Below are 24,444 nucleotides of genomic sequence, written 5' to 3' on the forward strand. Positions count from 1 at the left end.
CAGGCCCCGATCTCCCACCACCGGATCCGCCCCCGATGCCCTTTTCCTTTCGCGCCCTGCGTCTGGGGCTGATCACCCTGCTGATCGTGCTGGGTACCGCACTCAGCGCCGGCTGGGCCATGCACCAGGCCAAGCGCCAGGCCATGGAAGACGACGCCAAGCGTGCCAGCCAGCAACTGGGCCTGTACGCCAACGCACTGCACACCCTGATTGATCGCTACCGTGCCCTCCCCGCCGTGCTGGCGCTAGACCCGGAGCTGATCGCAGCCTTGCGCGGCCCGGTCGACGAAAAGGTTCAGAACGCCCTGAACCTCAAGCTCGAACGCATCAATGGCGCCGCCAATTCCTCCACCCTCGAGCTGCTCGACCGCACCGGGCTGGCCATTGCCGCCAGCAACTGGCGGCTGCCCAGCAGCTACGTCGGCTCCAACTACGGTTTCCGCCCCTACTTCAAGCAAACCCGCAACCAGGGCAGTGGCCGCTTCTATGCCGTGGGCGTGACCAGTGGCGTGCCGGGCTACTTCCTCGCCAGCGCGGTGAACGACGAGCATGGCCGGTTCCTTGGCGCCATGGTGGTGAAGCTGGAGTTCCCCGAGCTGGAACGCGAATGGCGACAGGGCAACGATATCCTGTTGGTCAGCGACGCCCGCGGCATCACTTTCATCGCAAACCAGGACGGCTGGCGTTACCGCGAACTTCAGCCGCTCAGTGGCGCCGACCGTGCCGAGCTGGCCGAAACCCGTCAGTACGACAAGCAACCGCTGGTGCCGCTACACCATCAGGTGCTGACGCGGTTTGCCCCCTACAGCACCCTTAGCCGCGTGCAAGGCCCCGAGGGTAGTACCGAGTACCTGTGGGAAAGCTTGCCGCTGGAAGGCGAAAACTGGACCTTGCACCTGCTGCGCAAACCGCAGGTCGCTGCCGACGGCCGTAATGCCGCGCTTGGCGCCGCCGCCGTCTGGCTGAGCCTGGTGTTCGCCGCCCTTTTCGTCAGCCAACGCCTGCGCCTGGCACGCCTGCGCCAGCGCAGCCGGCAAGAACTCGAACGCCAGGTCGAAGAACGCACCCGCGAGCTGCGCACTGCCCAGGAAGGCCTGGTGCAATCAGCCAAGCTCGCCGCTCTCGGGCAGATGTCGGCGGCCATGGCCCACGAAATCAACCAACCGCTGACCACCCAGCGTATGCAGCTGGAAACCCTGCGCCTGCTGCTTGACCATGGTCGCCATGACGAAGCGCGGCAAGCGCTGGAGCCACTGGAACAGATGCTCACGCGCATGGCAGCACTTACCAGCCACCTGAAAACCTTTGCCCGCAACAGCCCGATGGGCCTGCGCGAACGCCTTGACCTGGCAACCGTGGTCGACCAGGCCTTGCACCTGCTGGAAGCGCGCCTTCGCAACGAAGAAGTGGAAGTGGCGCTGTACCTGGCACGCCCGGCCTGGGTACGCGGCGATGCCATCCGCCTGGAGCAGGTGCTGATAAACCTCCTGCACAATGCACTCGACGCCATGCTCGACAAGCGTTACAAACGCCTGGAGATCCGCATCGAACCCGACGGGGAGCTATGGCGCCTGAGTGTGCTCGACTCGGGTGGCGGCATTGCCGAAGCCGACCTGGCCAAGGTCTTCGACCCGTTCTTCACCACCAAACCGGTGGGGGAAGGGCTAGGGCTGGGCCTGGCCATTTCCTACGGCATCGTCCACGAGGCCGGCGGCCAGCTGCGGGCCGAAAACCTGCCTGGCGGCGCGCGCCTGAGCCTTACCCTGCCCCGTGACCTGGAGCCTGTATGTTGAATTCGGTGATCGTCGTCGATGATGAAGCCAGTATCCGCACTGCTGTCGAGCAATGGCTGAGTCTGTCTGGCTTCAGCGTGCAGTTGTTCGCTCACGCCGAAGCGTGCCTGGCACACCTGCCGCAGCACTTCCCTGGGGTGATCATCAGCGATGTGCGCATGCCGGGCATGGATGGCCTGCAATTGCTCGAACGCCTGCAGGCGAACGACCCCGACCTGCCCGTGATTCTGCTGACCGGTCACGGTGATGTACCGATGGCGGTAGAAGCCATGCGCATGGGGGCCTATGACTTCCTGGAAAAACCCTTCACGCCGCAAGACTTGCTGGGCAGCCTGCGCCGCGCCCTGGAAAAGCGCCAGCTGGTACTTGAGAACCGCCGGCTCCACGAGCAGGCCGACCTCAAGTCACGCCTGGAAGTCACGCTACTGGGCATGTCCCAGGGCCTGCAACAGCTGCGCCGGCAAGTGCTGGACCTGGCCGGCCTGCCGGTGAACGTGCTGATTCGCGGTGAAACCGGCAGTGGCAAGGAGCGGGTGGCCCGCTGCCTGCACGACTTTGGCCCCCGTGCCGCCAAGCCCTTTGTAGCCCTTAACTGCGCAGCCATCCCCGAGTCGTTGTTCGAGGCCGAACTGTTCGGCCATGAGAGCGGCGCCTTCACGGGCGCCCAGGGTAAACGGATCGGCAAGCTGGAATATGCCAACGGTGGCACCGTGTTCCTCGACGAAATCGAGAGCATGCCACTGGCCCAACAGGCCAAGCTGTTGCGGGTGATACAGGAGCAGAAGCTGGAGCGCCTGGGGGCCAACCAGAGCATCAGCGTGGACCTGCGCATCATTGCTGCGACCAAGCCCGACCTGCTCGAGGAGGCTCGTGCCGGGCGCTTCCGCGAAGACCTGGCCTACCGCCTGAACGTGGCCGAATTGCGCCTGGCACCGCTGCGCGAGCGGCGGGAGGACATACCGCTGCTGTTCGAACACTTTGCCCGTGCTGCAGGTGAAAAGCTGGGTCGCACCGCCCCGCCGCTATCGGCTGCACAGCTGGCGCAGCTGCTGTCACATGACTGGCCTGGCAACGTGCGTGAGCTGGCCAATGCGGCGGAGCGGCATGCGCTGGGGCTGGGTTCGCCAAACATCGAGGTGGCACCTGCCGGGCAGTCGCTGGGCGAGCAGATGGAAGCATTCGAGGCGCAATGCCTGCGTGCGGCCTTGCGTCAGCATGGGGGCGAGATCAAGTCGGTGATGGAGGCGTTGCAACTGCCGCGGCGCACCCTTAACGAGAAGATGCAACGGCACGGGCTGGTGCGCGAGGATTTTGTTGGGCAGGAATGAGCGGAAATCCGCTTATGACCTGCACCTGGTAGGCAAAAAACCGCTTATCACGTCGAGATTCCGGGCTGCTTTGCAGCCCTTCGCAGGCAAGCCCGCTCCCGCAATGGGCAGCGCAAGCCCCACTACTGTGCCGGTTTTGGGGTATTGGATGCCCTGAAATGAATCAGCCCGCCCCCATTTGGCACACCTTCTGCAATTGCCTTGGCAAGCTGCGCCACGGCGCGCTCCACAAAAACAACGAGAAGGTATCCCTGATGGATAACGCCACCTCCCTGCCCGCCGGGGCGGCCACCGCGCCTGCCGCAGAAAAAACCACCGCCAGCCGCCTGAAGTCGATTTTCAGCGGGTCCATCGGCAACATGGTCGAATGGTACGACTGGTACGTCTACGCCGCATTCTCGCTGTACTTCGCCAAGGCCTTCTTCCCCGCCGGCGACTCCACCGCACAACTGCTCAATACCGCTGCGATCTTCGCCGTGGGCTTCCTCATGCGCCCGATCGGTGGCTGGCTGATGGGCCTGTACGCCGACCGCAAGGGCCGCAAGGCCGCGCTGATGGCGTCGGTACTGCTCATGTGCGCAGGCTCGCTGGTCATCGCCCTGACCCCAGGTTATGAAACCATCGGCGTCGCCGCACCTGTCCTGCTGGTCATCGCGCGCCTGCTGCAGGGCCTGTCGGTGGGTGGTGAATACGGCACCTCGGCCACCTACCTCAGCGAGATGGCCAGCAAGGAGCGCCGTGGTTTCTTCTCCAGCTTCCAGTACGTGACCCTGATCTCTGGCCAGCTCATCGCCCTGGCGGTCCTGATCGTCCTGCAACAGACCCTGACCACCGAGCAGTTGTACGCCTGGGGCTGGCGCGTGCCGTTCGTGATCGGTGCGCTGTGCGCCGTGGTGGCCCTGTACCTGCGTCGCGGCATGGAAGAAACCGCCTCGTTCACCAAGAAGGAAAAGGCCAAGGAAAGCCTGATGCGCACCCTGCTGCGTCACCCCAAGGAGCTGATGACCGTCGTTGGCCTGACCATGGGCGGCACCCTGGCCTTCTACACCTACACCACCTACATGCAGAAATACCTGGTCAACACCGTGGGCATGAGCATCAGTGACTCGACCACCATCTCGGCCGCCACGCTGTTCCTGTTCATGTGCCTGCAGCCGGTGATCGGTGGTCTGTCCGACAAGATCGGCCGCCGTCCGATCCTGATCGCCTTCGGTGTGCTCGGTACCCTGTTCACCGTCCCCATCCTCAGCACCCTGCACACCATCCAGACCTGGTGGGGTGCGTTCTTCCTGATCATGGCCGCACTGATCATCGTAAGCGGCTATACCTCGATCAACGCCGTGGTCAAAGCCGAGCTGTTCCCTACCGAGATTCGCGCCCTCGGCGTGGGCCTGCCGTATGCCCTGACGGTGTCGATCTTCGGTGGCACCGCCGAATACGTGGCCCTGTGGTTCAAGAGCGCTGGTATGGAGAGCGGCTTCTACTGGTACGTCACCGCCTGTATCGCCTGCTCGCTGCTGGTTTACGCGACCATGAAAGACACCAAGCAGCACTCGCGGATTACCACTGAGTAACGCTGGCCTGGCAGTACTAAAAGGGGCGCTCCATTGCATGGAGCGCCCCTTTTCTATTCAGACTTTTCCTTCTTAACGCCCTATTAATTCCACCTTATCAAGCTGCAATGGCTGGCAGAACGTTGGCGCCCGCGCGAACGCTCCCAAGCCAGCCTCGCGGCCTGAAGCACGACATACGCGCCCAAATACATCGAACATATAGATTATTAAGCGCTATTTTTTGCGCTTTTTAATCAAATTATTCGGCGTAGGATTAAACCCATAGAAACAAACAACTCACAAACCCCTGGAGCAACGACCATGAAAAACAAACTGATCCTTACCCTGGCCCTCTCGGTTTTCGCAGCTGGCGCCTTCGCCGAAGATGGCTTCGACCGGACCGACGCTCACACCTTTGCCGCAGTTCAAACCCAGTCGCCCAGCTACGCTGAAGACGGCTTCGACCGCACCGGCGGCCAGCGCTTCGCCGAAGACGGCTTCGACCGCACCGGTGGCCAACGCTTCGCCGAAGACGGCTTCGACCGCACCGGCGGCCAACGCTTCGCTGAAGACGGCTTCGACCGCACCGGTGGCCAACGCTTCGCTGAAGACGGCTTCGACCGCACCGGTGGCCAACGCTTCGCTGAAGACGGCTTCGACCGCACCAACGCGCACCGCATCAGCTGATACCTGATTGCGAGCACCCAGCCCGGCTTCGGCCGGGCTTGATCATTTGCACGCGAGCTCAGGCTTGGCACACTAGGCACCTTGTCCACCAGGAGGTAGGGCCAACAAGCCCAGCACAGATGTATTACTACGAACCCGCCAAAGGCCACGGCCTGCCGCACGACCCGTTCAATGCCATCGTCGGTCCCCGCCCTATCGGCTGGATCTCCTCTCAGGACCGCGAAGGCCGCCTGAATCTGGCGCCTTACAGCTTCTTCAATGCGTTCAACTACATCCCACCGATCATCGGTTTCTGCAGCGTCGGGCGCAAAGACAGCCTGAACAACATCGAGCAGACCGGTGAGTTCGTCTGGAACCTGGCCACCCGCCCACTGGCCGAGCAAATGAACCTGAGCTGCGCACCGGTTGCTGCCGAAGTGAACGAATTCGAATTGAGCGGCCTCACTGCCGCACCGTCTAGCATCGTCAAGGTGCCGCGCGTGGGTGAAACGCCGGTAGCCTTCGAGTGCAAGGTCAGCCAGATCGTCCAGCTCAAGCGCGCCGACCAGCAAGAGGTGCCCAGCTGGCTGATCCTTGGGGAAGTGGTGGCGGTGCACATTGCCGAGCACCTGTTGAACAACGGCATCTACGATACCGCTGCCGCCGAGCCGATCCTGCGTGGGGGTGGCCCGGCGGATTACTTCGAGCTGGGCAACCTGTTCAAGATGGCCCGGCCGCCGGCCTGATCACCAGACCAGCTCACCCTCTTCGCTGACGCCCTGCAGGCGTTGCAGCTCGGCGGTGGCCGCTTCGTCGGCGGCCACAGCGCCCTTGAACACCTGCCCGTCGAGAACCTTGTGAAAACGCGGCGCACCGCCCATGCCCAAGGCTTTGACTGCGATGGCCGCGTAGTAGCCGCCACCTTCCACCGGCACCATCGCCGATACCGCTTCGAAATGAGTGAATTCCCTACGTGCCATGTTGTTGTCCGCGTGATTGAACAAGGGCGTCACTTTACCTCATCCACGCTCAATCGAAGGTATGCAAGTCCAGGCTGCTGACCACCTGAGCCTGCACCAGCTCACCGAACACCTCCAGTGTCGGTGAAGCAAAGTAGCCACTCATCGCCTGCTGGTCCTGCCAGCTTCCGCTGAGCAACCACAGGTCAGCATCAGCCTGAGAACGCTGCACGGTGAAACTCAGGCATCCCGGTGCACGCAGCGAGGGCTCGAGCAGGTCACGCAGGCGCGCGCCCAGCTCTGCCGAGCGCCCGCTGCTGGCACGGATGAAAGCAAGGTGGGTGACCGGTTGTTTAAGGGTCATTGCACAATCTCCTTGAAGCAGGCGGACGGAAAAGCCAGGCTGCCAAGGTTAGGCGCTCACCCGCGCGGCGCGTTAGGCCATTACTGCATGTCGATTGCCTGATCCTGCAGCGCGGCAGGATCAGGCAATCGACATGCAGCTTTCGACTAGCGCCCGTCTTTGCCCAAACCTATGCTGCGTCGGTCAGCAGAGGAAAGCCATCATGACCACCGCCACGTCCACCGAACCGACCCTGGAACTGCAGCGCCTGGAGCTGGCCGAGCTGATCAACCGCCACGCGGGCGAGCCCTATGGCCCAGCATCGGCCATCGATGACCTGTACCTGGTGCGTTACACCGAAAATGTGCGTTCTGTACCCACCCTGGCGCAGCCTGCCCTGTGCATCCTTGCCCAAGGCAGCAAAAGCCTGTTCCTGGGTGACGAGCAATACGCCTACGACCCACTGCATTACATGGTCGTTTCGGTAACCTTGCCACTGAGTGCCGTGAGGCTGGATGCCAGCCCCGAGAACCCAAGCCTGGGCCTGCGCATGGACCTGGACCCGGCCGAGATCAGCCAGCTGATCGCCGAGAGCGGACCGATGCTGGTACCCAATCGACCTTCCGGCCGGGGTTTGTATGTGGAAAGGACTGATGCCGCGTTACTCGATGCCCTGCTGCGGTTGCTGCGGCTGCTGGACACCCCCCGCGACATCGCAATGCTGGCGCCGCTGTTCCGCCGCGAGATTCTCTACCGCCTGCTGCGTGGGCCGCAGGGTTACCGGCTGTATGAAATTGCCTTGGCCAACAGCCAGACCCACCGGGTTTGCCAGGCCATCACTTGGCTCAACAACAACTTCCAACAGCCGCTGCGTATCGAGGACCTGGCGCGTGAGGTCAACCTCAGCACCTCGACCTTGCACCACCGCTTCAAGGCCGTGACCTCGATGAGCCCGCTTCAGTACCAGAAGCAACTGCGCCTGCAAGAGGCGCGGCGGCTGATGTTGAACGACGGGCTGGAGGCGGCGGTGGCGGCTTATCGGGTGGGTTATGAAAGCCCGTCGCAATTCAGCCGTGAATACAGCCGGCTTTACGGCGCGCCGCCAATTCGCGATGTGGCTCGGTTGCGGGCTACTGCGGTCTGAAGCTCAACACTCGCCTGCACCGGCGCTTTCGCGGGTAAACCCGCTCCTACAGGTTTTTGCACACATGCGAAAATTGCGTGGCACCTGCAGGAGCGGGTGAACCCGCGAAGCGGCCGCTACAGGCAATCGCAATGCTTCAACCCAACACCGCGGCCTGCCACTGATTCTGGTCCACCTGAATCAAGGTCGGCCCCTTGCGCTCCACCGCTTGCCCGAGCGCGGCCTGCAATTGGGCGATATCGGCCACGTTCTCTGCTGCCGCGCCCAACGCCCGCGCCACGCCGATGAAATCCGGGGTATGGATATCCACCCCGACCGGCTCGATCGCCCGATTGACCATGTATTTCTTGATTTCCTCGTACCCCTGGTTATTCCACAGCAGCACGATCAGCGGTACCTGTGCCTCCACTGCACTGGCCAGTTCCGGCAGGGTGAACTGCAAACCACCATCACCAATCAGGCACACCGCCGGAGCGCGTTCGACGGCCTGCTCGGCACTGCCCAACCAGGCGCCCATGGCTGCTGGCAACGCGTAACCCAAGGTGCCGTAACCGGTCGAGGCGTTGAACCAGCGGCGTGGCTGCTCCATGTCGAGTGTCAGGTTGCCGGTGTACACAGGTTGGGTCGAGTCGCCCACCAGAATGGCTCTAGGCAGGCGCTCCAGTATGGCGCTCAGCAAACGCGTCTGGCTCAGGGTGGGCTGGTCCCAGTCTGCCGCCAGGACCTTGCGCAGGTCGGCCACGCGGGCCACGCCCCAAGTGCTTTCGTGCACTGGCTGCGGCTGGGCTTGCAAGGCACCGAGCAGCGCTTCGGCTGCCAGCTCGGCATCGGCTACCAGCGCCAGCTCCGGCAGATAATTGCGCACGGTCTGGTCCGGGTCGATGTCAATGCGCAGCAGACTGCCCGGGATCTCGAAGCCTCCCTTGAAGGTCACGTCATAATCGGTTTCGGCCAGTTCGGTGCCGATCGCCAGCACCACGTCAGCCTCGGCCACCAGCGCCCGTGTGGCGGGTAACGACTGGGTCGAGCCGATCTGCAATGGGTGGCTGGCTGGCAGCAAGCCTTTGGCATTGATGGTCAGCGCCACCGGGGCCTGAAGGTGTTCGGCCAGGCGTGCCAACGCAGCGCCCGCAGCCAACGCCCCGCCACCGGCCAGAATCAGCGGCCGACGTGCACTGGCCAGTCGCTCAGCCATCTGCGCCACTGCCTGCGGTGCAGCCCCTGCCCGACTGCCCCGTACAGGGCGGCCCGGCAGCAGGAAGTCGGCCGGTTCAACCAGCACATCCAGCGGGATTTCGATATGCACCGGGCGTGGCCGGGCACTGTCGAACACGGCAAATGCCCTGGCCAGCACCTGCGGCAAGTCGGCTGCACTCATCAAGGTGTGGGAAAACGCCGCCACACCCGATACCAGCGCGGCTTGGTTGGGCAGTTCGTGCAGCTTGCCACGGCCACCGCCCAGCTGGTCACGGGACTGCACGCTGGAAATCACCAGCATCGGGATCGAGTCGGCATAGGCCTGGCCCATGGCAGTGGTGATATTGGTCATGCCCGGGCCGGTGATAATGAAGCACACCCCGGGTTTACCGCGGGTGCGCGCATAGCCGTCAGCCATGAACCCGGCACCTTGCTCATGACGCGGGGTGATGTGGCGAATGGAAGAGCCCGCCAGGCCACGATAGAGCTCCACGGTATGTACACCGGGGATGCCGAAGACATGATCGACGCCATAGCCTTCAAGGAGTTTGACCAGTACTTCGCCGCAGGTTGCCATCAGGGGTCACCATGAATCGTGTTGGGGTATGCCCTTATTGGACCCAAGCCACGGCTATCGCCACAATGTAAAAAAACACATACTAGCCATGTCCTGTGATCATGGCTTACTGCAATGAAACGCCTCCCGCCCCTGCCTGCCCTGCACACGTTTCTGGTCACCGCCCAGCACTGCAACTTCACCCGCGCCGGGCAGCAGTTGCACATCACCCAGGGCGCTGTCAGCCGCCAGATTGCAGCACTCGAAGAACACCTCGGTTATGCCCTGTTCAAGCGCGAGGCGCGTGGGTTGAGCCTGACCCGTGAAGGCCTGGACTGGCTGCCGCGGGTGCAGCAGGTGTTCGCCCTGATCGAACAAGGGGTGCGCGAGGTGGGTGAGCACAGCACTACCCTGCAGCTCAAGGCACCCACCTGCGTGATGCGTTGGCTGCTGCCGCGCCTGATGGAGTGGCAGGCACTGCGCCCGGATGTGCCGGTTGAGCTGACCACGACCGTGCAGCACGGGGTGGATTTCCGTCGCGAGGGCTTCGATGCCGCAGTGGTCTACGGCGATGCGCCGAACCACGGGCTGCAGGTGCGCAAGCTGTTTGATGAGCAGCTGACCCCGGTGTGCGCACCGTCACTGCGTGAAGGGCCAGTGCCGTTGCAGCAGGTGGAAGACCTGGCCAGGCACATGCTGCTGCATCCCTCGCGGGATGAACACGACTGGCGGTTGTGGTTGCAGGCGGCTGGAGTGACGCTCGCCACGCATGGGCCTAAACAACATTTCGAGACACTGGACATGGCGATGGCCATGGCCTCGCAGGGGACAGGGGTGGCGATCGGCGATTGGTCGCTGATTGGCGATGACCTGCGCGGTGGGCGGTTGTGCATGCCGTTTGCGCTGAAGGTGCTGACAGGCAAGGGGTATTACCTGGTGAGCCAGGCCAGGAGCTTACCGCCGGGGCTGCTGGAATTGCTGGACTGGCTGGAGGGCCAGGCCAGCCTGTGACGGCCCTTTCGCAGGCGACTCAATAGCCGACTGTGAACCGTTGCCGCGAGTGCTGCGGCTTCTCCAGCTCATCCAGCATGGCAATCGCATAGTCGGCAAACGTGATCCAGCTCTTGCCGTCCGCACCGATCAACAGATGATCCTTGCCCAGCGTATAGTGACCTCTGCGCTCACCCTCAACGAACTCAGCCGAAGGCGAAAGGAAGGTCCAGTCCAGGTTCGGCTCGCGCCGCAGCGCCTCCAGAAAACGCACGCCGGCACTGGCCTCGGCTTTATACGCCTCCGGGAAATCCGGGCTGTCGATCACCCGGTGCCCTGACGGCAGCAACAAGCTACCGGCGCCACCCACCACCAGCAGGCGCTTGACCCCGGCGCGCTTCACCGGCTCGATGATGGCGTGCGGCTCCATTGTCGAGAAATGCGCGGCACTCAACACAGCGTCCATACCTGCGACCGCTGCCTGCAGGGCCGCGCTGTCCGTGGCATCCAGCGACTTGACGGTCACACCCTCACGCCCTTCAAGCGTGGAAGGGTCGCGGGCTATGGCCAGTACACGGTGACCACGGCGCAGGGCCTCTTCCAGTAACTGGCTGCCAGCGCGGCCAGTGGCACCGATGATTGCGATCTTGCTCATGAAATACTCTCCATCAGTTGAACGAAATGACTACCCTTGGCGACCTTCGCCGCCAGCGCCAGGGCTCTCGTCTGCTGGCTTCGGGTAACGCCTTCCGGCAAACAATGCGCACAGCTTAGTTACCCGATTCGTCACAAAAAATGCGATGCTCAGACATAGTTTGTTTCTGAAATCGGGCAAATCATGGATCGCCTCAACGCCATGCGTGTATTCGTCACAGTCATCGACCTGGGCAGCCAGTCGGCGGCGGCGGATTATCTGCAATTATCGCGGCCGGTCGTGTCGCGCTACCTGGCAGAGTTGGAAGACTGGGTTGGCACGCGGCTGATGCAGCGAACCACGCGCAAGCTCAGCCTCACGGCAGCCGGCCAGGAAACCCTGCCTCGCTGCCGGCAACTGCTGGAACTGGCCGGCGACCTGCAGGCCGCCGTGCAGCAGCCGGAAGACGCACCAAGGGGGGCACTGCGTATCAGCGTCAGTACCTCATTCGGCCAGGCACAGCTGGTGGATGCAGTGGCCGCCTATGTGCGGCGCTTTCCTGACGTGAAGGTAGAACTGCAGATGCTCGACCGCACCGTCAACCTGGTGGACGAGCGCATCGACCTGGCCATTCGCACCAGCAATGACGTGGACCCCAGCCTCATCGCCCGGCGCCTGAGCGTGTGCCGCTCGGTCGTGTGCGCGGCACCGGCCTACCTGAATGAGCGAGGCACGCCGCAACGGGTTGAGGAACTGAGCCTGCACAACTGCCTGACCCATGCCTACTTCGGACACAGCTTGTGGCATTTCGCGGTAGCCGGCCAGCAGGTCGCCGTGCCCGTATCCGGAAACATCAGTGCCAACGAGGTGATGACCCTGCAAAGGGCTGCGCTGGCTGGCGCCGGTATCACCATGCTGCCAACCTACCAGGCCGCAGACGCCATACGCCGGGGTGAACTGGTGCGTCTGCTGCCCGAGGCCAAACCGCGTGAACTGAACCTGAATGCGGTGTATACGTCGCGCAAACACATGCCGGCGACCTTGCGCAGCATGCTGGATTTCCTGGTGCAGCATTTCAAGGACGAACCGGCGTGGGATCGGGATCTATACTAGTGGCGTACACCCCTATCGCTGTCACGGGAGGTGAGCACCATGGGCATCAAATCCAGAAGAGTCGCCCTTGTCATGGCCCTTACCGCAGTCGCAGGGCTGTATGGATCAGCCTGCTGGCGCGCCGAACTGCTACGCAGCCAGCCCAGCGTCGCCAATAGCTGCGAGCAGGCACATTGCGTGCCTCACAGTGCCACCTTGAGCGCCGTCCGTTGAATGGACGGCGCCCTGCTGATCACTCTTCGACGCTCATGTATTCCTTGGCCCAGCGAATGTAGTCTTCAGGCTGGGTGTAGGTGTGCGAGAGTTCGGTGGCACTGAGGTTTTCCGACTTGTTCTGCCGACCACGCTGCAGCCGCAGGCAGTCGTAAGTGGCCTTGATCGCGGCAAAGTAAGCCGCATGGCCATCGACCACGATGCGCACGCCCAGACGCGCCAGGCGCTCGTCATCGCGCAGGTTCGGGTTGCCATAGGTGACCAGCATCAGCGGCACGGTCAGGTGCTCGGCAATCTGCTCGAGCTGCTCGAAGTCTTTGACCCCGACCATGCAGATGCCATCAGCGCCCGCCTTCTGGTAGCTCTGGGTACGCACGATGATTTCTTCGGTACTGAGTACGCCCGCGTTGGTACGGGCAATGATCGACAGGGACGAATCGACTCGTGCCTCCAGCGCCGCGCGGATCTTGCCAACGCCCTCCTCGACCGGGATCAGGTCAGTGGACTTGCGCCCGAACTGGGCAGGCAGCAGGGTGTCCTCGATGGTCAGTGCGGCCACACCGGCGCGCTCCAGTTCGATCACCGTGCGCATCACGTTCAGTGCGTTGCCATAGCCGTGGTCGGCGTCGGCCAGTACCGGCAGTTGCGCGACCCGACCAATGCGGGTGGCCTGCTCGACGAACTCGCTGAGGGTGATCAGAGCGAAGTCTGGAGCAGCCAGTACCTGCAACGAAGCGACCGAACCGCCGAGGATACCGACTTCGAAGCCCAGGTCTGCGGCAATGCGTGCCGACATCGGGTCGAACACCGAGGCAGTGTGGAAACACGAACCCGAAGCGAGCAGCTCGCGGAAGGCAAAACGCAGATCTTGGTGGGAAGCCTTGGGCATGATCACTCCGCAAAAAAGTTGAAATTTGAACGGTAACTACCGACCCCTGTAATCGGGTCTACCTGACCTGTTCCAACCGTCGCCATCTGGGCGGTCATGCTCGACATGCAGGCAGAGGAATAAAAGGTGTGGGAGACAGCGGACTGAAAAACCTGAGTCAATATGCTGCACCAACCTGGTGCAAGCCCCGGATTTCAGCCTCTGTGGCATACCAACGATATCACGCAGCCATGCAGCACTGGATGAATGCGCCAATGCCGATCTTGCATAGGGGATGCAGATAGTACATAGGAAGCTACCTAACTCAGGTTACAATCCGAGGGCTTCTGTGAGAGCAGGCTTGCCCGCGAAGGGGCCGCCATAGACAAACAAGGTATTCCCGTGACCGCCGCCCTGCCCCCCACCGCCCTGCGCAACGTGCTCACCGCCCTGATGCTGGCCATCTTCCTCGGCGCACTGGATCAGACCATCGTCGCCGTCTCGCTGCCCGCCATCTCGGCGCAGTTCAGCGATGTCGGCCTGCTGGCCTGGGTCATCTCCGGTTATATGGTGGCCATGACCGTGGCCGTGCCGATCTACGGCAAACTGGGCGACCTTTACGGCCGGCGCCGGATGATCCTCACCGGCATCAGCCTGTTCACCCTGGCCTCCATTGCCTGCGCCATGGCCCAGGACATGCCGCAACTGGTGCTGGCCCGGGTACTGCAGGGTATCGGCGCAGGCGGGATGGTCTCGGTGAGCCAGGCAATCATTGGCGACTTCGTGCCCCCACGCGAACGCGGCCGCTACCAGGGCTACTTCAGCAGCATGTACGCTGCGGCCAGCGTGGCCGGGCCAGTGCTGGGCGGCTGGTTGACCGAGTACCTGTCGTGGCGCTGGGTGTTCTGGATCAACCTGCCGCTGGGGCTGGTCGCCTTGTGGGCCATTCGCCGTGCGCTCGCTGACATGCCGGTGCAGCGTCGCGAGGCACAGGTGGACTACCTTGGCGCCATGCTGTTGATTCTCGGCCTTGGCAGCCTGCTGCTGGGCATCACCTTGGTGGGCCAGGGCCACGCCTGGGCCGACCCGGCCGTGCTGGCGCTGTTCGGCTGCGCCCTACTGGGCCTGGCGCTTTTCATCGCACACGAACGCCGCTGCCCAGAGCCGCTGCTGCCGCTCAGCCTGTTTGGCAACCGTGTGGCAGTGCTGTGCTGGGCGGTGATCTTCTTCGCCAGCTTCCAGTCCATTTCCCTGACCATGCTCATGCCCTTGCGTTACCAGGGCATTACCGGCGCCGGTGCCGACAGCGCCGCCCTGCATCTGCTGCCGCTGGCCATGGGGCTGCCCATGGGCGCCTTCACAGGAGGCCGGATGACCAGCCGGACCGGGCGCTACAAGCCACAGATCCTGGCCGGTGCACTGCTGATGCCAGTGGCCATTTTCGCGATGGCACTGACTCCGCCGCAATCAGCGTTGCTCAGTGCGCTGTTCATGCTGCTGACCGGTATAGCCTGCGGGCTGCAATTCCCCACCTCACTGGTGGGCACACAAAGCGCGGTGGCCAGCAGGGACATCGGCGTGGCCACCAGCACCACCAACCTGTTCCGCTCGCTGGGCGGAGCCATGGGCGTAGCGTGCATGTCCAGCTTGTTGCTGGCACTGCTGCATCAGGGTGGTTTCGAACTGTCGGGTAATCCGTTGCTGGGGAGCTTGAAGGCCGCAGAGGTAGACCTGGTGACTCAGGGGCGGTTGCTGGAGACGTTCCGGCAGTTGCTGATGGGGAGTGCGGTCGTCGCGGTGCTGGGACTGTTCGCGGCATTTGCTTTGCCTGACCGGCAATTGCGCGGCCGCTGAAGGTTGCACACGCGCTGCCGCCTTGTGGTGCGAACAGCTGCAAGGCGGCGGCGACCTTAATCTCCCCTTAACACAAAGGGGAAACACTCCCTCACAATCCTTAACAAAGTGTCATTTGCGCAGAGCCGGGCTCAAGCGCAGCATATCCAGCCCGGTGTCGACCCATTTTTCGACATCACCCAACAGATCGACACTGTCAGGCAGCAATAGCCAGCGCCCGATCAGGCCATCGACATAGGCAAACATGGCCACCGCCGCGCGCTCGACATCCAGCTCGCCAGGCAACTGGCCCCGGCGTACGGCATTGGCCAGCGCCAGGGTGATGCCCTTGTGGCAATCCAGCACCGCACTCTGGCGCTGCTGGCGAATTTCACACATGTCATCGGTGAACTCGCACTTGTGATGCAGGATTTCATTGATACGACGGGTTCGGGCATCGAGCACCAGCTCGTTGAACACTTGCAACAGCAGCTTGCGCATGCAGCCAAGCGGGTCGAGTTCATCCTCGCTTTCGCTCGCGCGCGCCAAATGGTCATGGGTCTCGCGCAGGCTGTCGAGCAACGCCTGCACCAGCTCGGCCTTGTTGTTGAAGTGCCAGTAGATCGCCCCCCGCGTCACACCCGCCAGTTCGGCGATGTCGGCCAGGGTGGTTCGCGCGACCCCGCGCTTGTAGAAGGCCCTTTCCGCCGCCTCGATGATCTGGGCACGGGTTTCCTGGGCTTCTTCTTTGGTTCGACGGACCATGGCAGTACAACCTCATCTGGCCCGAACGCGCAGCGCGTGCGGGGAACGCTCCGGGGGCACCTCTGCCGGGGCCTCTCGGATGAGCTAATCAAGCGCTGAGGCAGTACCTGAGTACCACCCAGCAGTATTTACAAACAACCATGAATGTAAGTATATTCCTTAGCAAGCTATTTATCCACCGGATAGCATTTTTTCCAGATCAAGATCTCTTCCATTACTCTTGAGCGTCTCCCTGCTCCAGCGACCCGAGGATCCTCATGCAATTCAAGCCAGCCGTTACCGCTCTGGTTTCCGCCGTCGCCCTGGCAACCCTGCTCAGTGGCTGTAAGAAAGAAGAAGCAGCGCCAGCGGCGCAGGCTCCTCAGGTCGGCGTCGTGACCATCCAGCCGCAAGCCTTCACCCTCACCTCGGAATTGCCGGGGCGAACCAGTGCCTACCGCGTCGCCGAAGTGCGCCCGCAGGTCAACGGCATCATCCTCAAGCGCCTGTTCAAGGAAGGCAGTGAGGTCAAGGAAGGCCAGCAGTTGTATCAGATCGACCCTGCCGTGTACGAAGCCACCCTGGCCAATGCCAAGGCCAACCTGCTGGCTACACGCTCACTGGCCGAACGCTACAAGCAACTGATTGACGAACAGGCCGTCTCCAAACAGGAATACGACGACGCCAATGCCAAACGATTGCAGGCTGAGGCTTCGCTCAAGAGCGCACAGATCGACCTGCGCTACACCAAGGTTCTGGCGCCGATCAGCGGCCGTATCGGTCGCTCTTCGTTCACCGAAGGTGCACTGGTGAGCAACGGTCAGACCGACGCCATGGCCACCATCCAGCAGCTCGATCCTATTTATGTCGACGTTACCCAGTCCACCGCCGAGCTGCTCAAGCTGCGCCGTGACCTAGAAAGCGGCCAGTTGCAGAAGGCTGGCAACAACGCCGCCTCGGTTCAGCTGGTGCTGGAAGACGGCAGCCTGTTCAAGCAGGAAGGCCGCCTGGAATTCTCCGAAGTCGCGGTTGACGAGACCACCGGCTCGGTGACCCTGCGCGCGCTGTTCCCCAACCCCGATCACACCCTGCTGCCAGGCATGTTCGTGCATGCGCGGCTCAAGGCCGGGGTCAACGCCAACGCCATCCTGGCACCGCAACAAGGCGTGACCCGCGACCTCAAGGGCGCACCCACCGCCCTGGTGGTCAACCAGGAGAACAAGGTTGAACTGCGCCAGCTCAAGGCCAGCCGCACCTTGGGTAGCGACTGGCTGATCGAGGAAGGCCTCAACCCGGGTGACCGCCTGATCACCGAAGGGCTGCAGTACGTGCGCCCAGGCGTCGAGGTGAAGGTCAGCGATGCCACCAACGTCAAGAAGCCGGCCGGCCCTGATCAGGCCAACGCGGCGAAAGCAGACGCCAAAGCGGAGTAAACCATGTCGAAGTTCTTTATCGATCGCCCGATCTTCGCCTGGGTGATCGCCTTGGTGATCATGCTGGTCGGGGCCTTGTCTATCCTGAAGCTGCCGATCAACCAGTACCCCAGTATCGCGCCGCCGGCCATCGCCATCGCCGTGACCTACCCGGGCGCCTCGGCGCAAACCGTGCAGGACACCGTGGTGCAGGTGATCGAGCAGCAGCTCAACGGTATCGACAACCTGCGTTATGTGTCGTCGGAAAGTAACTCCGACGGCAGCATGACCATTACCGCCACCTTCGAACAGGGCACCAACCCCGACACCGCGCAGGTACAGGTACAGAACAAGCTGAACCTGGCCACCCCGCTGCTGCCGCAGGAAGTGCAGCAGCAAGGTATCCGCGTCACCAAAGCAGTGAAGAACTTCCTGCTGGTGATTGGTCTGGTCTCCGAAGACGGCAGCATGACCAAGGACGACCTGGCCAACTACATCGTCTCGAACATGCAGGACCCGATCTCGCGTACCGCCGGTGTGGGTGACTTCCAGGTGTTCGGTGCGCAGTACGCCATGCGTATCTGGCTCGATCCGGCCAAACTGAACAAGTTCCAGCTGACCCCGGTCGACGTCAAGACCGCTGTGGCCGCACAGAACGTGCAGGTGTCTTCCGGCCAGCTCGGCGGCCTGCCAGCCCTGCCGGGCACCCAGCTGAACGCCACCATCATCGGCAAGACCCGCCTGCAAACCGCCGAGCAGTTCGAGAGCATTCTGCTCAAGGTCAACAAAGACGGTTCACAGGTGCGCCTGGGTGACGTCGCCCAAGTAGGCCTGGGGGGTGAAAACTACGCCGTCAGCGCCCAGTTCAACGGCAAGCCGGCTTCCGGCCTGGCGGTAAAACTGGCAACCGGCGCCAACGCCCTGGACACCGCCAAGGCACTGCGCGAGACCATCAAAGGCCTGGAACCGTTCTTCCCGCCGGGGGTCAAGGCGGTATTCCCGTATGACACCACCCCCGTGGTCACCGAATCGATCAGCGGCGTGATCCACACCCTGATCGAAGCCGTGGTGCTGGTGTTCCTGGTGATGTACCTGTTCCTGCAGAACTTCCGCGCCACCATCATCACCACCATGACCGTACCGGTCGTATTGCTGGGTACCTTCGGTATCCTTGCCGCCGCGGGCTTCAGCATCAACACCCTGACCATGTTCGCCATGGTCCTGGCCATCGGCTTGCTGGTGGACGACGCCATCGTCGTGGTGGAGAACGTCGAGCGGGTCATGTCCGAAGAAGGCTTGCCACCCAAGGAAGCGACCAAGCGCTCGATGGAACAGATCCAGGGCGCCCTGGTGGGTATCGCCCTGGTGCTCTCGGCCGTACTGCTGCCCATGGCGTTCTTTGGCGGCTCCACGGGTGTGATCTACCGGCAGTTCTCCATCACCATCGTCTCGGCCATGGGCCTGTCGGTACTGGTTGCGCTTATCTTCACCCCGGCGCTCTGCGCAACCATGCTCAAACCGCTGAAGAAGGGTGAGCACCACACCGCCAAAGGCGGCTTCTTCGGCTGGTTCAACCGCAACTTCGACCGCAGCGTCAACGGCTACGAGCGCAGTGTAGGCACCATCCTGCGCAACAAGGTGCCATTCCTGCTGGCCTATGCGCTGATCGTGGTCGGCATGATCTGGCTGTTCGCCCGCATCCCTACCGCGTTCCTGCCAGAAGAAGACCAGGGCGTACTGTTCGCTCAGGTGCAGACCCCGGCCGGTTCCAGTGCCGAGCGCACGCAGGTCGTGGTCGACCAGATGCGTGAATACCTGCTCAAGGACGAAGCCGATACCGTATCGTCGGTGTTCACGGTCAACGGTTTCAACTTCGCAGGCCGCGGCCAGAGCTCAGGCATGGCCTTCATCATGCTCAAACCCTGGGATGAACGCTCGAAGGAAAACAGCGTGTTCGCCCTGGCCCAGCGCGCCCAGCAGCATTTCTTCACCTTCCGCGATGCGATGGTGTTCGCCTTCGCCCCGCCAGCGGTGCTTGAACTGGGTAACGCCACCGGCTTCGACGTGTTCCTTCAGGACCGCGGCGGTGTCGGCCACGCGAAGTTGATGGAGGCGCGCAACCAGTTCCTGGCCAAAGCTGCGCAGAGCAAGATCCTCAGCGCCGTGCGCCCGAACGGCCTGAACGATGAACCGCAGTACCAACTGACCATTGATGACGAACGTGCCAGCGCCTTGGGCGTGACCATTGCCGACATCAACAACACCCTGTCGATTGCCTTGGGTGCCAGCTACGTCAACGACTTCATCGACCGTGGCCGGGTCAAGAAGGTGTACATCCAAGGCGAACCAAGCGCGCGGATGAGCCCGGAAGACCTGCAAAAATGGTACGTGCGCAACGGCGCAGGCGAGATGGTGCCGTTCTCCTCCTTCGCCAAAGGCGAATGGACCTACGGTTCGCCGAAGCTGTCGCGTTACAACGGTGTCGAAGCGATGGAAATCCTCGGTGCACCGGCGCCTGGTTACAGTACCGGTGAAGCCATGGCCGAGGTCGAGCGCATTGCAGGCGAGCTGCCGAGCGGTATCGGCTTCTCCTGGACCGGCATGTCCTACGAGGAAAAACTCTCCGGCTCGCAGATGCCGGCGCTGTTCGCCCTCTCGGTGCTGTTCGTGTTCCTGTGCCTGGCGGCCCTGTACGAAAGCTGGTCGATTCCGATCGCTGTGGTGCTGGTGGTACCGCTGGGTATCATCGGTGCGCTGATCGCCACCAGCCTGCGCGGCCTGTCCAACGACGTGTACTTCCTGGTTGGCCTGTTGACCACCATCGGTCTTGCGGCGAAAAACGCCATTTTGATCGTGGAATTCGCCAAGGAGCTGCACGAACAAGGCCGTAGCCTGTACGACGCAGCGATCGAAGCGTGCCGCATGCGTCTGCGCCCGATCATCATGACCTCGCTGGCGTTCATCCTGGGCGTGGTGCCGTTGACCATCGCCAGCGGCGCCGGCGCCGGCAGCCAGCACGCCATCGGTACTGGCGTGATCGGCGGTATGATCAGTGCGACCGTGCTGGCTATCTTCTGGGTACCACTGTTCTTCGTCGCAGTGTCGTCGCTGTTCGGCAGCAAAGAGCCGGAAAAAGACGTCACCCCTGAAAATCCACGTTATGAGGCTGGGCAATGACCAAGTCTTTGTTGTCCCTGGCGGTAACCGCTTTCATTCTTGGCGGCTGCTCGCTGATCCCTGACTACCAGACCCCAGAGGCGCCGGTGGCTGCGCAGTGGCCGCAAGGCCCTGCTTACTCGCCGACGCAATCGGCGGATGTTGCCGCTGCTGAACAGGGCTGGCGCCAGTTCTTCCACGACCCGGCGCTGCAACAGCTGATCCAGACCTCGCTGGTCAATAACCGCGACCTGCGCGTCGCGGCGTTGAACCTCGACGCCTACCGTGCGCAATACCGCATTCAGCGCGCCGACCTGTTCCCGGCGGTTTCGGCCACCGGCAGCGGCAGCCGCCAGCGTGTCCCGGCGAACATGTCGCAAACGGGCGAATCTGGCATCACCAGCCAGTACTCGGCCACCTTGGGCGTCAGCGCCTACGAGCTGGACCTGTTCGGCCGCGTGCGCAGCCTGACCGAGCAGGCCCTGGAAACCTACCTCTCCAGCGAGCAGGCGCGTCGTTCCACGCAAATTGCCCTGGTCGCCAGCGTGGCCAACGCCTACTACACCTGGCAGGCCGACCAGGCCCTGTTCAAGCTGACCGAAGAAACGCTGAAGACCTACGAGGAAAGCTACAACCTCACCCGTCGCAGCAACGAAGTCGGCGTGGCCTCGGCCCTGGACGTCAGCCAGGCGCGTACCGCCGTGGAAGGCGCCAGGGTCAAGTACTCGCAGTACCAGCGCCTGGTTGCCCAGGACGTCAACAGCCTGACCGTGCTGCTGGGCACCGGCATTCCTGCCGACCTGGCCAAGCCGCTGGAGCTTGATGCCGACCAACTGGCCGAAGTACCGGCCGGCCTGCCATCGGATATCCTTCAGCGTCGCCCGGACATTCAGGAAGCCGAGCACCTGCTCAAGGCTGCCAACGCCAACATTGGTGCAGCCCGCGCAGCGTTCTTCCCGAGCATCAGCCTGACCGCGAACGCCGGCAGCCTGAGCCCCGACATGGGCCACCTGTTCGCGGGCGGCCAGGGCACCTGGCTGTTCCAGCCGCAGATCAACCTGCCGATCTTCAACGCCGGTAGCCTGAAAGCCAGCCTGGACTACTCGAAAATCCAGAAGGACATCAACGTCGCCAAGTACGAAAAAACCATCCAGACGGCCTTCCAGGAAGTCTCCGATGGCCTGGCGGCACGCAAGACCTTCGAAGAGCAGTTGCAGGCCCAGCGCGACCTGGTGCAGGCGAACCAGGACTACTACCGCTTGGCCGAACGCCGTTACCGCATCGGGATTGACAGCAACCTGACCTTCCTCGATGCCCAACGCAACCTGTTCAGTGCCCAGCAAGCGCTGATCGGCGACCGCCTGTCGCAGCTGACCAGCGAGGTCAACCTGTACAAGGCGCTTGGCGGTGGCTGGTACGAGCAGACCGGGCAGGCCAACCAGCAGGCATCGGTGGAAACACCGAAAGGCTGATCGGCCTTGTTACAAAAGTAGAAAGCCCACCCTTAGCGGTGGGCTTTGCTTTTTTACTGCCTGTGCCGGCCAGTATCCCCTGGCGATTCACCGTCGCAGCCACCACCGTATTCGCGGGTGAACCCGCTCCTACACGGATCGTGTGGCGGACACATACGGTGGTTGGGCGCAAGCCGTTGTAGGAGCGGGTTTACCCGCGAAGAGGCCGCCCCAGGAGAGTTATTAACCAAACGGAACATTCCGTTCGATTATCGCCCCGTTCCGTTTGCGGCGAATTGCCTCACCCCCGCACTACCCCGCACCATCCCCCCACGCAACGTTACCCAAGTTCATCAAAAACACCCGCACCTGCAGGCCCGATCCCGCAGTGCACCGGCTCGACCATAAAAACAAGAGATCCACGACAGATGAGCATTTCGCTACCCGCACGTCAGCTGCTGCCTGGCCTGTTGGCCATGTCCTGCGCCCTCCCCGCATTCGCCGCCAACGAAGGTGGTTTCATCGAGGACGCCAAGGCCACCCTCAACCTGCGCAACTTCTACATCAACCGCAACTTCGTCGACCCGGCCCACCCACAGGGCAAGGCCGAGGAATGGACACAAAGCTTCATCCTCGATGCCCGTTCCGGTTTCACCCAGGGCACGGTCGGTTTCGGCGTGGACGTACTGGGCCTGTACTCGGTCAAGCTCGACGGCGGCAAAGGCACCACCAACACTCACCTGCTGCCCGTGCATGGCGACGGCCGCCCGGCCGATGATTTTGGTCGGCTGGGTGTGGCGCTGAAGGCCAAGCTGTCCGAAACCGAGCTCAAAGTCGGTGAATGGATGCCGGTACTGCCAATCCTGCGTTCGGACGATGGCCGCTCACTGCCGCAAACCTTCCGCGGTGGCCAGCTGACCTCCAAGGAAATCGCCGGCCTGACCCTGTACGCCGGCCAGTTCCGCGGCAACAGCCCGCGCAACGATGCCAGCATGGAAGACATGTCGCTCAACGGCAAAGCCGCCTTCACCTCCGACCGTTTCAACTTCGGCGGCGGTGAGTACACCTTCAACGACAAGCGCACCATGATCGGCCTGTGGGATGCCCAGCTCAAGGACATCTACCGCCAGCAATACCTCAACCTGACGCACAGCCAGCCGCTGGGCGACTGGACGCTAGGCGCCAACCTGGGCTACTTCATCGGCAAGGAAGATGGCGCCGAACGGGCCGGCAAGCTGGACAACCGCACCGCCTCCGCCTTGCTTTCGGCGCGCTACCAAGGCCACACCTTTTACGTTGGCCTGCAGAAGGTCAGCGGCGACGATGCCTGGATGCGGGTCAATGGCACCAGTGGCGGTACCCTGGCCAACGACAGCTACAACTCAAGCTTCGACAATGCCAAGGAGCGTTCCTGGCAGGTTCGCCATGACTTCAACTTTGCCACCGTCGGCGTACCCGGCCTGACCCTGATGAACCGCTATATCAAGGGTGACAACGTCACCGTGGGCAGCGTGGACGATGGCAAGGAATGGGCGCGGGAAACAGAGCTGGCCTATGTGGTGCAGTCGGGCAGCTTCAAGGACCTGTCGGTGAAATGGCGCAACTCGACCATGCGTCGCGACTTCAGCACCAACGCGTTCGATGAGAACCGCTTGATTGTGAGTTATCCGCTGAATCTTCTGTGACTCAATTGGCCTCTTCGCGGATAAACCCGCGAGGAGGCCAGACGCCTCCTCAAATGACCTGAAGCCATAAAAATCCATGCCCCTTTTTTGAAGGCATGATTTGCAACAGCTTGATGAAATCCCTGCCATGAATTTGCCAGTGCACGCTGCCGCCATTCGCTGAGCTGATGATGGTGGTGACTGCAGGCTATCCTGATCACTATCAGGTACAGGTGAAACAAAGCAGAACAGGGAGGCACAACAATGAAAACCCTCGTCGACCACCTGAGCCAATACGCCAACTACCACCGCGATCCGCGCAATATCGCCACCCACTTCGTCGGCATCCCCATGATCGTGCTGGCAGTCACCATCCTGCTTTCACGCCCAGGCTGGGAGATAGCTGGCATGTGGCTGTCCCCTGCCCTGGTGGCAGCGGCGGCGTCTGTGTGGTTCTACTTGCGCCTGGACCTGCGCTTCGGGCTGGTGATGGGGCTGTTGCTGGGCCTGTGCCTGTGGGTCGGTGAGGCGCTGGCAGTACAGTCGACAACGCTATGGCTCGGCGCCGGGCTGGGAGCGTTCGTGGTGGGCTGGATCATCCAGTTCATCGGCCATTACTACGAAGGCCGCAAACCGGCATTTGTTGACGACGTGAGTGGCCTGATCATCGGGCCGCTGTTCGTGGTGGCGGAAGCTGCGTTCATGCTGGGCCTGTGCCCGACCCTGAAGCGCGCCGTGGAAACCAACGCCGGCCCGATTGCCATGCGGCAAAAAAAGGCATCGGTGTAAAGGCCATTCGCGGGCAAGCGCCCTGTTGCAGGGGGCTT

The 24,444-nt window shown here is 62.5% G+C and carries 20 protein-coding genes; 14 read left to right on the top strand and 6 right to left on the bottom strand.

Translation table 11 applies throughout. The annotated features are described in order from the left end of the window. Positions 1–35: 35 nt before the first annotated feature. From ACZ889_RS26955 to ACZ889_RS26975, 5 genes are all read left to right on the top strand, one after another. Positions 36–1,793 (top strand): ATP-binding protein, encoded by a 1,758-nt coding sequence (locus tag ACZ889_RS26955; protein ID WP_070096161.1) that lies wholly within the window; start codon positions 36–38, stop codon positions 1,791–1,793. Next, complete coding sequence (locus ACZ889_RS26960) at positions 1,787–3,121, top strand: sigma-54-dependent transcriptional regulator (protein ID WP_003251989.1); 1,335 nt, start codon at positions 1,787–1,789, stop codon at positions 3,119–3,121. The genes ACZ889_RS26955 and ACZ889_RS26960 overlap by 7 nt, the downstream gene beginning before the upstream one ends. Before the next feature lie 254 nt (positions 3,122–3,375). Then, complete coding sequence (locus ACZ889_RS26965) at positions 3,376–4,695, top strand: MFS transporter (protein ID WP_003251986.1); 1,320 nt, start codon at positions 3,376–3,378, stop codon at positions 4,693–4,695. Positions 4,696–4,995: 300 nt separating this feature from the next. After that, positions 4,996–5,361: a heme utilization protein gene (locus ACZ889_RS26970; RefSeq protein ID WP_180689315.1), complete on the top strand. Its 366-nt coding sequence runs from the start codon at positions 4,996–4,998 to the stop codon at positions 5,359–5,361. A 119-nt stretch (positions 5,362–5,480) separates the two neighbouring features. Beyond that, a complete protein-coding gene (locus ACZ889_RS26975; protein WP_004575149.1) occupies positions 5,481–6,086 on the top strand; it encodes a flavin reductase family protein in 606 nt (201 codons plus the stop codon). On the opposite strand, the gene ACZ889_RS26980 is transcribed toward ACZ889_RS26975, so the two are convergent. Both ACZ889_RS26980 and ACZ889_RS26985 read right to left on the bottom strand, forming a co-directional pair. Then, complete coding sequence (locus tag ACZ889_RS26980) at positions 6,087–6,353, bottom strand: hypothetical protein (RefSeq protein WP_180689314.1); 267 nt, start codon at positions 6,351–6,353, stop codon at positions 6,087–6,089. Between the two features lie 16 nt (positions 6,354–6,369). After that, positions 6,370–6,663 (bottom strand): putative quinol monooxygenase, encoded by a 294-nt coding sequence (locus ACZ889_RS26985; RefSeq protein ID WP_003251976.1) that lies wholly within the window; start codon positions 6,661–6,663, stop codon positions 6,370–6,372. Positions 6,664–6,865: 202 nt separating this feature from the next. Here ACZ889_RS26985 and ACZ889_RS26990 point away from each other — a divergent pair, with 202 nt between their 5' ends. Continuing rightward, on the top strand, positions 6,866–7,786 hold the full coding sequence (locus tag ACZ889_RS26990; protein WP_003251974.1) for an AraC family transcriptional regulator: 921 nt from the start codon (positions 6,866–6,868) through the stop codon (positions 7,784–7,786). A gap of 136 nt (positions 7,787–7,922) precedes the next feature. Here the strand turns inward: ACZ889_RS26990 and ACZ889_RS26995 are convergent, their stop codons facing one another. Further along, on the bottom strand, positions 7,923–9,560 hold the full coding sequence (locus ACZ889_RS26995; protein WP_173881098.1) for a 5-guanidino-2-oxopentanoate decarboxylase: 1,638 nt from the start codon (positions 9,558–9,560) through the stop codon (positions 7,923–7,925). Positions 9,561–9,674: 114 nt separating this feature from the next. Between ACZ889_RS26995 and ACZ889_RS27000 the strand changes: the two genes are divergently transcribed. Beyond that, entirely contained in the window at positions 9,675–10,550 is an 876-nt protein-coding gene (locus tag ACZ889_RS27000; protein ID WP_012053627.1) for a LysR substrate-binding domain-containing protein, read from the top strand. 19 nt (positions 10,551–10,569) lie between these two features. On the opposite strand, the gene ACZ889_RS27005 is transcribed toward ACZ889_RS27000, so the two are convergent. After that, on the bottom strand, positions 10,570–11,184 hold the full coding sequence (locus ACZ889_RS27005) for an NAD(P)-dependent oxidoreductase (protein WP_003251968.1): 615 nt from the start codon (positions 11,182–11,184) through the stop codon (positions 10,570–10,572). Positions 11,185–11,367: 183 nt separating this feature from the next. On the opposite strand from ACZ889_RS27005, the gene ACZ889_RS27010 reads away from it, so the two are divergent. After that, the gene (locus ACZ889_RS27010) at positions 11,368–12,276 is read left to right on the top strand and encodes a LysR family transcriptional regulator (protein WP_047604432.1); all 909 of its coding nucleotides are present in this window, start codon (positions 11,368–11,370) and stop codon (positions 12,274–12,276) included. 232 nt (positions 12,277–12,508) lie between these two features. Here ACZ889_RS27010 and ACZ889_RS27015 read toward each other — a convergent pair whose 3' ends face one another. After that, complete coding sequence (locus ACZ889_RS27015) at positions 12,509–13,378, bottom strand: isocitrate lyase/PEP mutase family protein (protein WP_003251963.1); 870 nt, start codon at positions 13,376–13,378, stop codon at positions 12,509–12,511. Positions 13,379–13,759: 381 nt separating this feature from the next. Between ACZ889_RS27015 and ACZ889_RS27020 the strand changes: the two genes are divergently transcribed. Continuing rightward, complete coding sequence (locus tag ACZ889_RS27020) at positions 13,760–15,211, top strand: MDR family MFS transporter (protein ID WP_476257981.1); 1,452 nt, start codon at positions 13,760–13,762, stop codon at positions 15,209–15,211. A 111-nt stretch (positions 15,212–15,322) separates the two neighbouring features. On the opposite strand, the gene ttgR is transcribed toward ACZ889_RS27020, so the two are convergent. Then, on the bottom strand, positions 15,323–15,955 hold the full coding sequence (gene ttgR / locus ACZ889_RS27025) for an efflux transport transcriptional regulator TtgR (protein ID WP_012053630.1): 633 nt from the start codon (positions 15,953–15,955) through the stop codon (positions 15,323–15,325). 257 nt (positions 15,956–16,212) lie between these two features. Between ttgR and ttgA the strand changes: the two genes are divergently transcribed. From ttgA to ACZ889_RS27050, 5 genes are all read left to right on the top strand, one after another. Then, complete coding sequence (ttgA, locus tag ACZ889_RS27030; RefSeq protein ID WP_014592249.1) at positions 16,213–17,367, top strand: toluene efflux RND transporter periplasmic adaptor subunit TtgA; 1,155 nt, start codon at positions 16,213–16,215, stop codon at positions 17,365–17,367. A gap of 3 nt (positions 17,368–17,370) precedes the next feature. Next, a complete protein-coding gene (gene ttgB / locus ACZ889_RS27035) occupies positions 17,371–20,523 on the top strand; it encodes a multidrug efflux RND transporter permease subunit TtgB (RefSeq protein ID WP_014754360.1) in 3,153 nt (1,050 codons plus the stop codon). Then, on the top strand, positions 20,520–21,974 hold the full coding sequence (locus ACZ889_RS27040) for an AdeC/AdeK/OprM family multidrug efflux complex outer membrane factor (RefSeq protein ID WP_003251955.1): 1,455 nt from the start codon (positions 20,520–20,522) through the stop codon (positions 21,972–21,974). Before ttgB ends, ACZ889_RS27040 begins: the two co-directional genes overlap by 4 nt. 407 nt (positions 21,975–22,381) lie before the next feature. After that, positions 22,382–23,638 carry an OprD family porin gene (locus tag ACZ889_RS27045; RefSeq protein ID WP_014754361.1) on the top strand — a complete coding sequence of 419 codons (1,257 nt, stop codon included), beginning with the start codon at positions 22,382–22,384 and terminating at the stop codon, positions 23,636–23,638. 243 nt (positions 23,639–23,881) lie between these two features. Next, positions 23,882–24,406, top strand: a complete 525-nt coding sequence (locus ACZ889_RS27050) for an Mpo1 family 2-hydroxy fatty acid dioxygenase (protein ID WP_003251951.1) — start codon at positions 23,882–23,884, stop codon at positions 24,404–24,406. The last annotated feature ends 38 nt before the right edge of the window (positions 24,407–24,444 follow it).

This window comes from Pseudomonas sp. TE3895 (assembly GCF_056278855.1).

What these genes read in the sequence shown, in the direction of transcription:
- ACZ889_RS27015 (WP_003251963.1), bottom strand. Translation starts at nt 13,378, where the DNA reads ATGCCCAAGGCTTCCCACCAAGATCTGCGTTTTGCCTTCCGCGAGCTG.
- ACZ889_RS26960 (WP_003251989.1), top strand. Translation starts at nt 1,787, where the DNA reads ATGTTGAATTCGGTGATCGTCGTCGATGATGAAGCCAGTATCCGCACT.
- ACZ889_RS26995 (WP_173881098.1), bottom strand. Translation starts at nt 9,560, where the DNA reads ATGGCAACCTGCGGCGAAGTACTGGTCAAACTCCTTGAAGGCTATGGC.
- ACZ889_RS27050 (WP_003251951.1), top strand. Translation starts at nt 23,882, where the DNA reads ATGAAAACCCTCGTCGACCACCTGAGCCAATACGCCAACTACCACCGC.
- ttgA (WP_014592249.1), top strand. Translation starts at nt 16,213, where the DNA reads ATGCAATTCAAGCCAGCCGTTACCGCTCTGGTTTCCGCCGTCGCCCTG.
- ACZ889_RS27045 (WP_014754361.1), top strand. Translation starts at nt 22,382, where the DNA reads ATGAGCATTTCGCTACCCGCACGTCAGCTGCTGCCTGGCCTGTTGGCC.
- ACZ889_RS26955 (WP_070096161.1), top strand. Translation starts at nt 36, where the DNA reads ATGCCCTTTTCCTTTCGCGCCCTGCGTCTGGGGCTGATCACCCTGCTG.
- ACZ889_RS27000 (WP_012053627.1), top strand. Translation starts at nt 9,675, where the DNA reads ATGAAACGCCTCCCGCCCCTGCCTGCCCTGCACACGTTTCTGGTCACC.
- ACZ889_RS27010 (WP_047604432.1), top strand. Translation starts at nt 11,368, where the DNA reads ATGGATCGCCTCAACGCCATGCGTGTATTCGTCACAGTCATCGACCTG.
- ACZ889_RS26975 (WP_004575149.1), top strand. Translation starts at nt 5,481, where the DNA reads ATGTATTACTACGAACCCGCCAAAGGCCACGGCCTGCCGCACGACCCG.
- ACZ889_RS26990 (WP_003251974.1), top strand. Translation starts at nt 6,866, where the DNA reads ATGACCACCGCCACGTCCACCGAACCGACCCTGGAACTGCAGCGCCTG.
- ACZ889_RS27040 (WP_003251955.1), top strand. Translation starts at nt 20,520, where the DNA reads ATGACCAAGTCTTTGTTGTCCCTGGCGGTAACCGCTTTCATTCTTGGC.
- ACZ889_RS26970 (WP_180689315.1), top strand. Translation starts at nt 4,996, where the DNA reads ATGAAAAACAAACTGATCCTTACCCTGGCCCTCTCGGTTTTCGCAGCT.
- ACZ889_RS26985 (WP_003251976.1), bottom strand. Translation starts at nt 6,663, where the DNA reads ATGACCCTTAAACAACCGGTCACCCACCTTGCTTTCATCCGTGCCAGC.
- ACZ889_RS27005 (WP_003251968.1), bottom strand. Translation starts at nt 11,184, where the DNA reads ATGAGCAAGATCGCAATCATCGGTGCCACTGGCCGCGCTGGCAGCCAG.
- ttgB (WP_014754360.1), top strand. Translation starts at nt 17,371, where the DNA reads ATGTCGAAGTTCTTTATCGATCGCCCGATCTTCGCCTGGGTGATCGCC.
- ACZ889_RS26965 (WP_003251986.1), top strand. Translation starts at nt 3,376, where the DNA reads ATGGATAACGCCACCTCCCTGCCCGCCGGGGCGGCCACCGCGCCTGCC.
- ttgR (WP_012053630.1), bottom strand. Translation starts at nt 15,955, where the DNA reads ATGGTCCGTCGAACCAAAGAAGAAGCCCAGGAAACCCGTGCCCAGATC.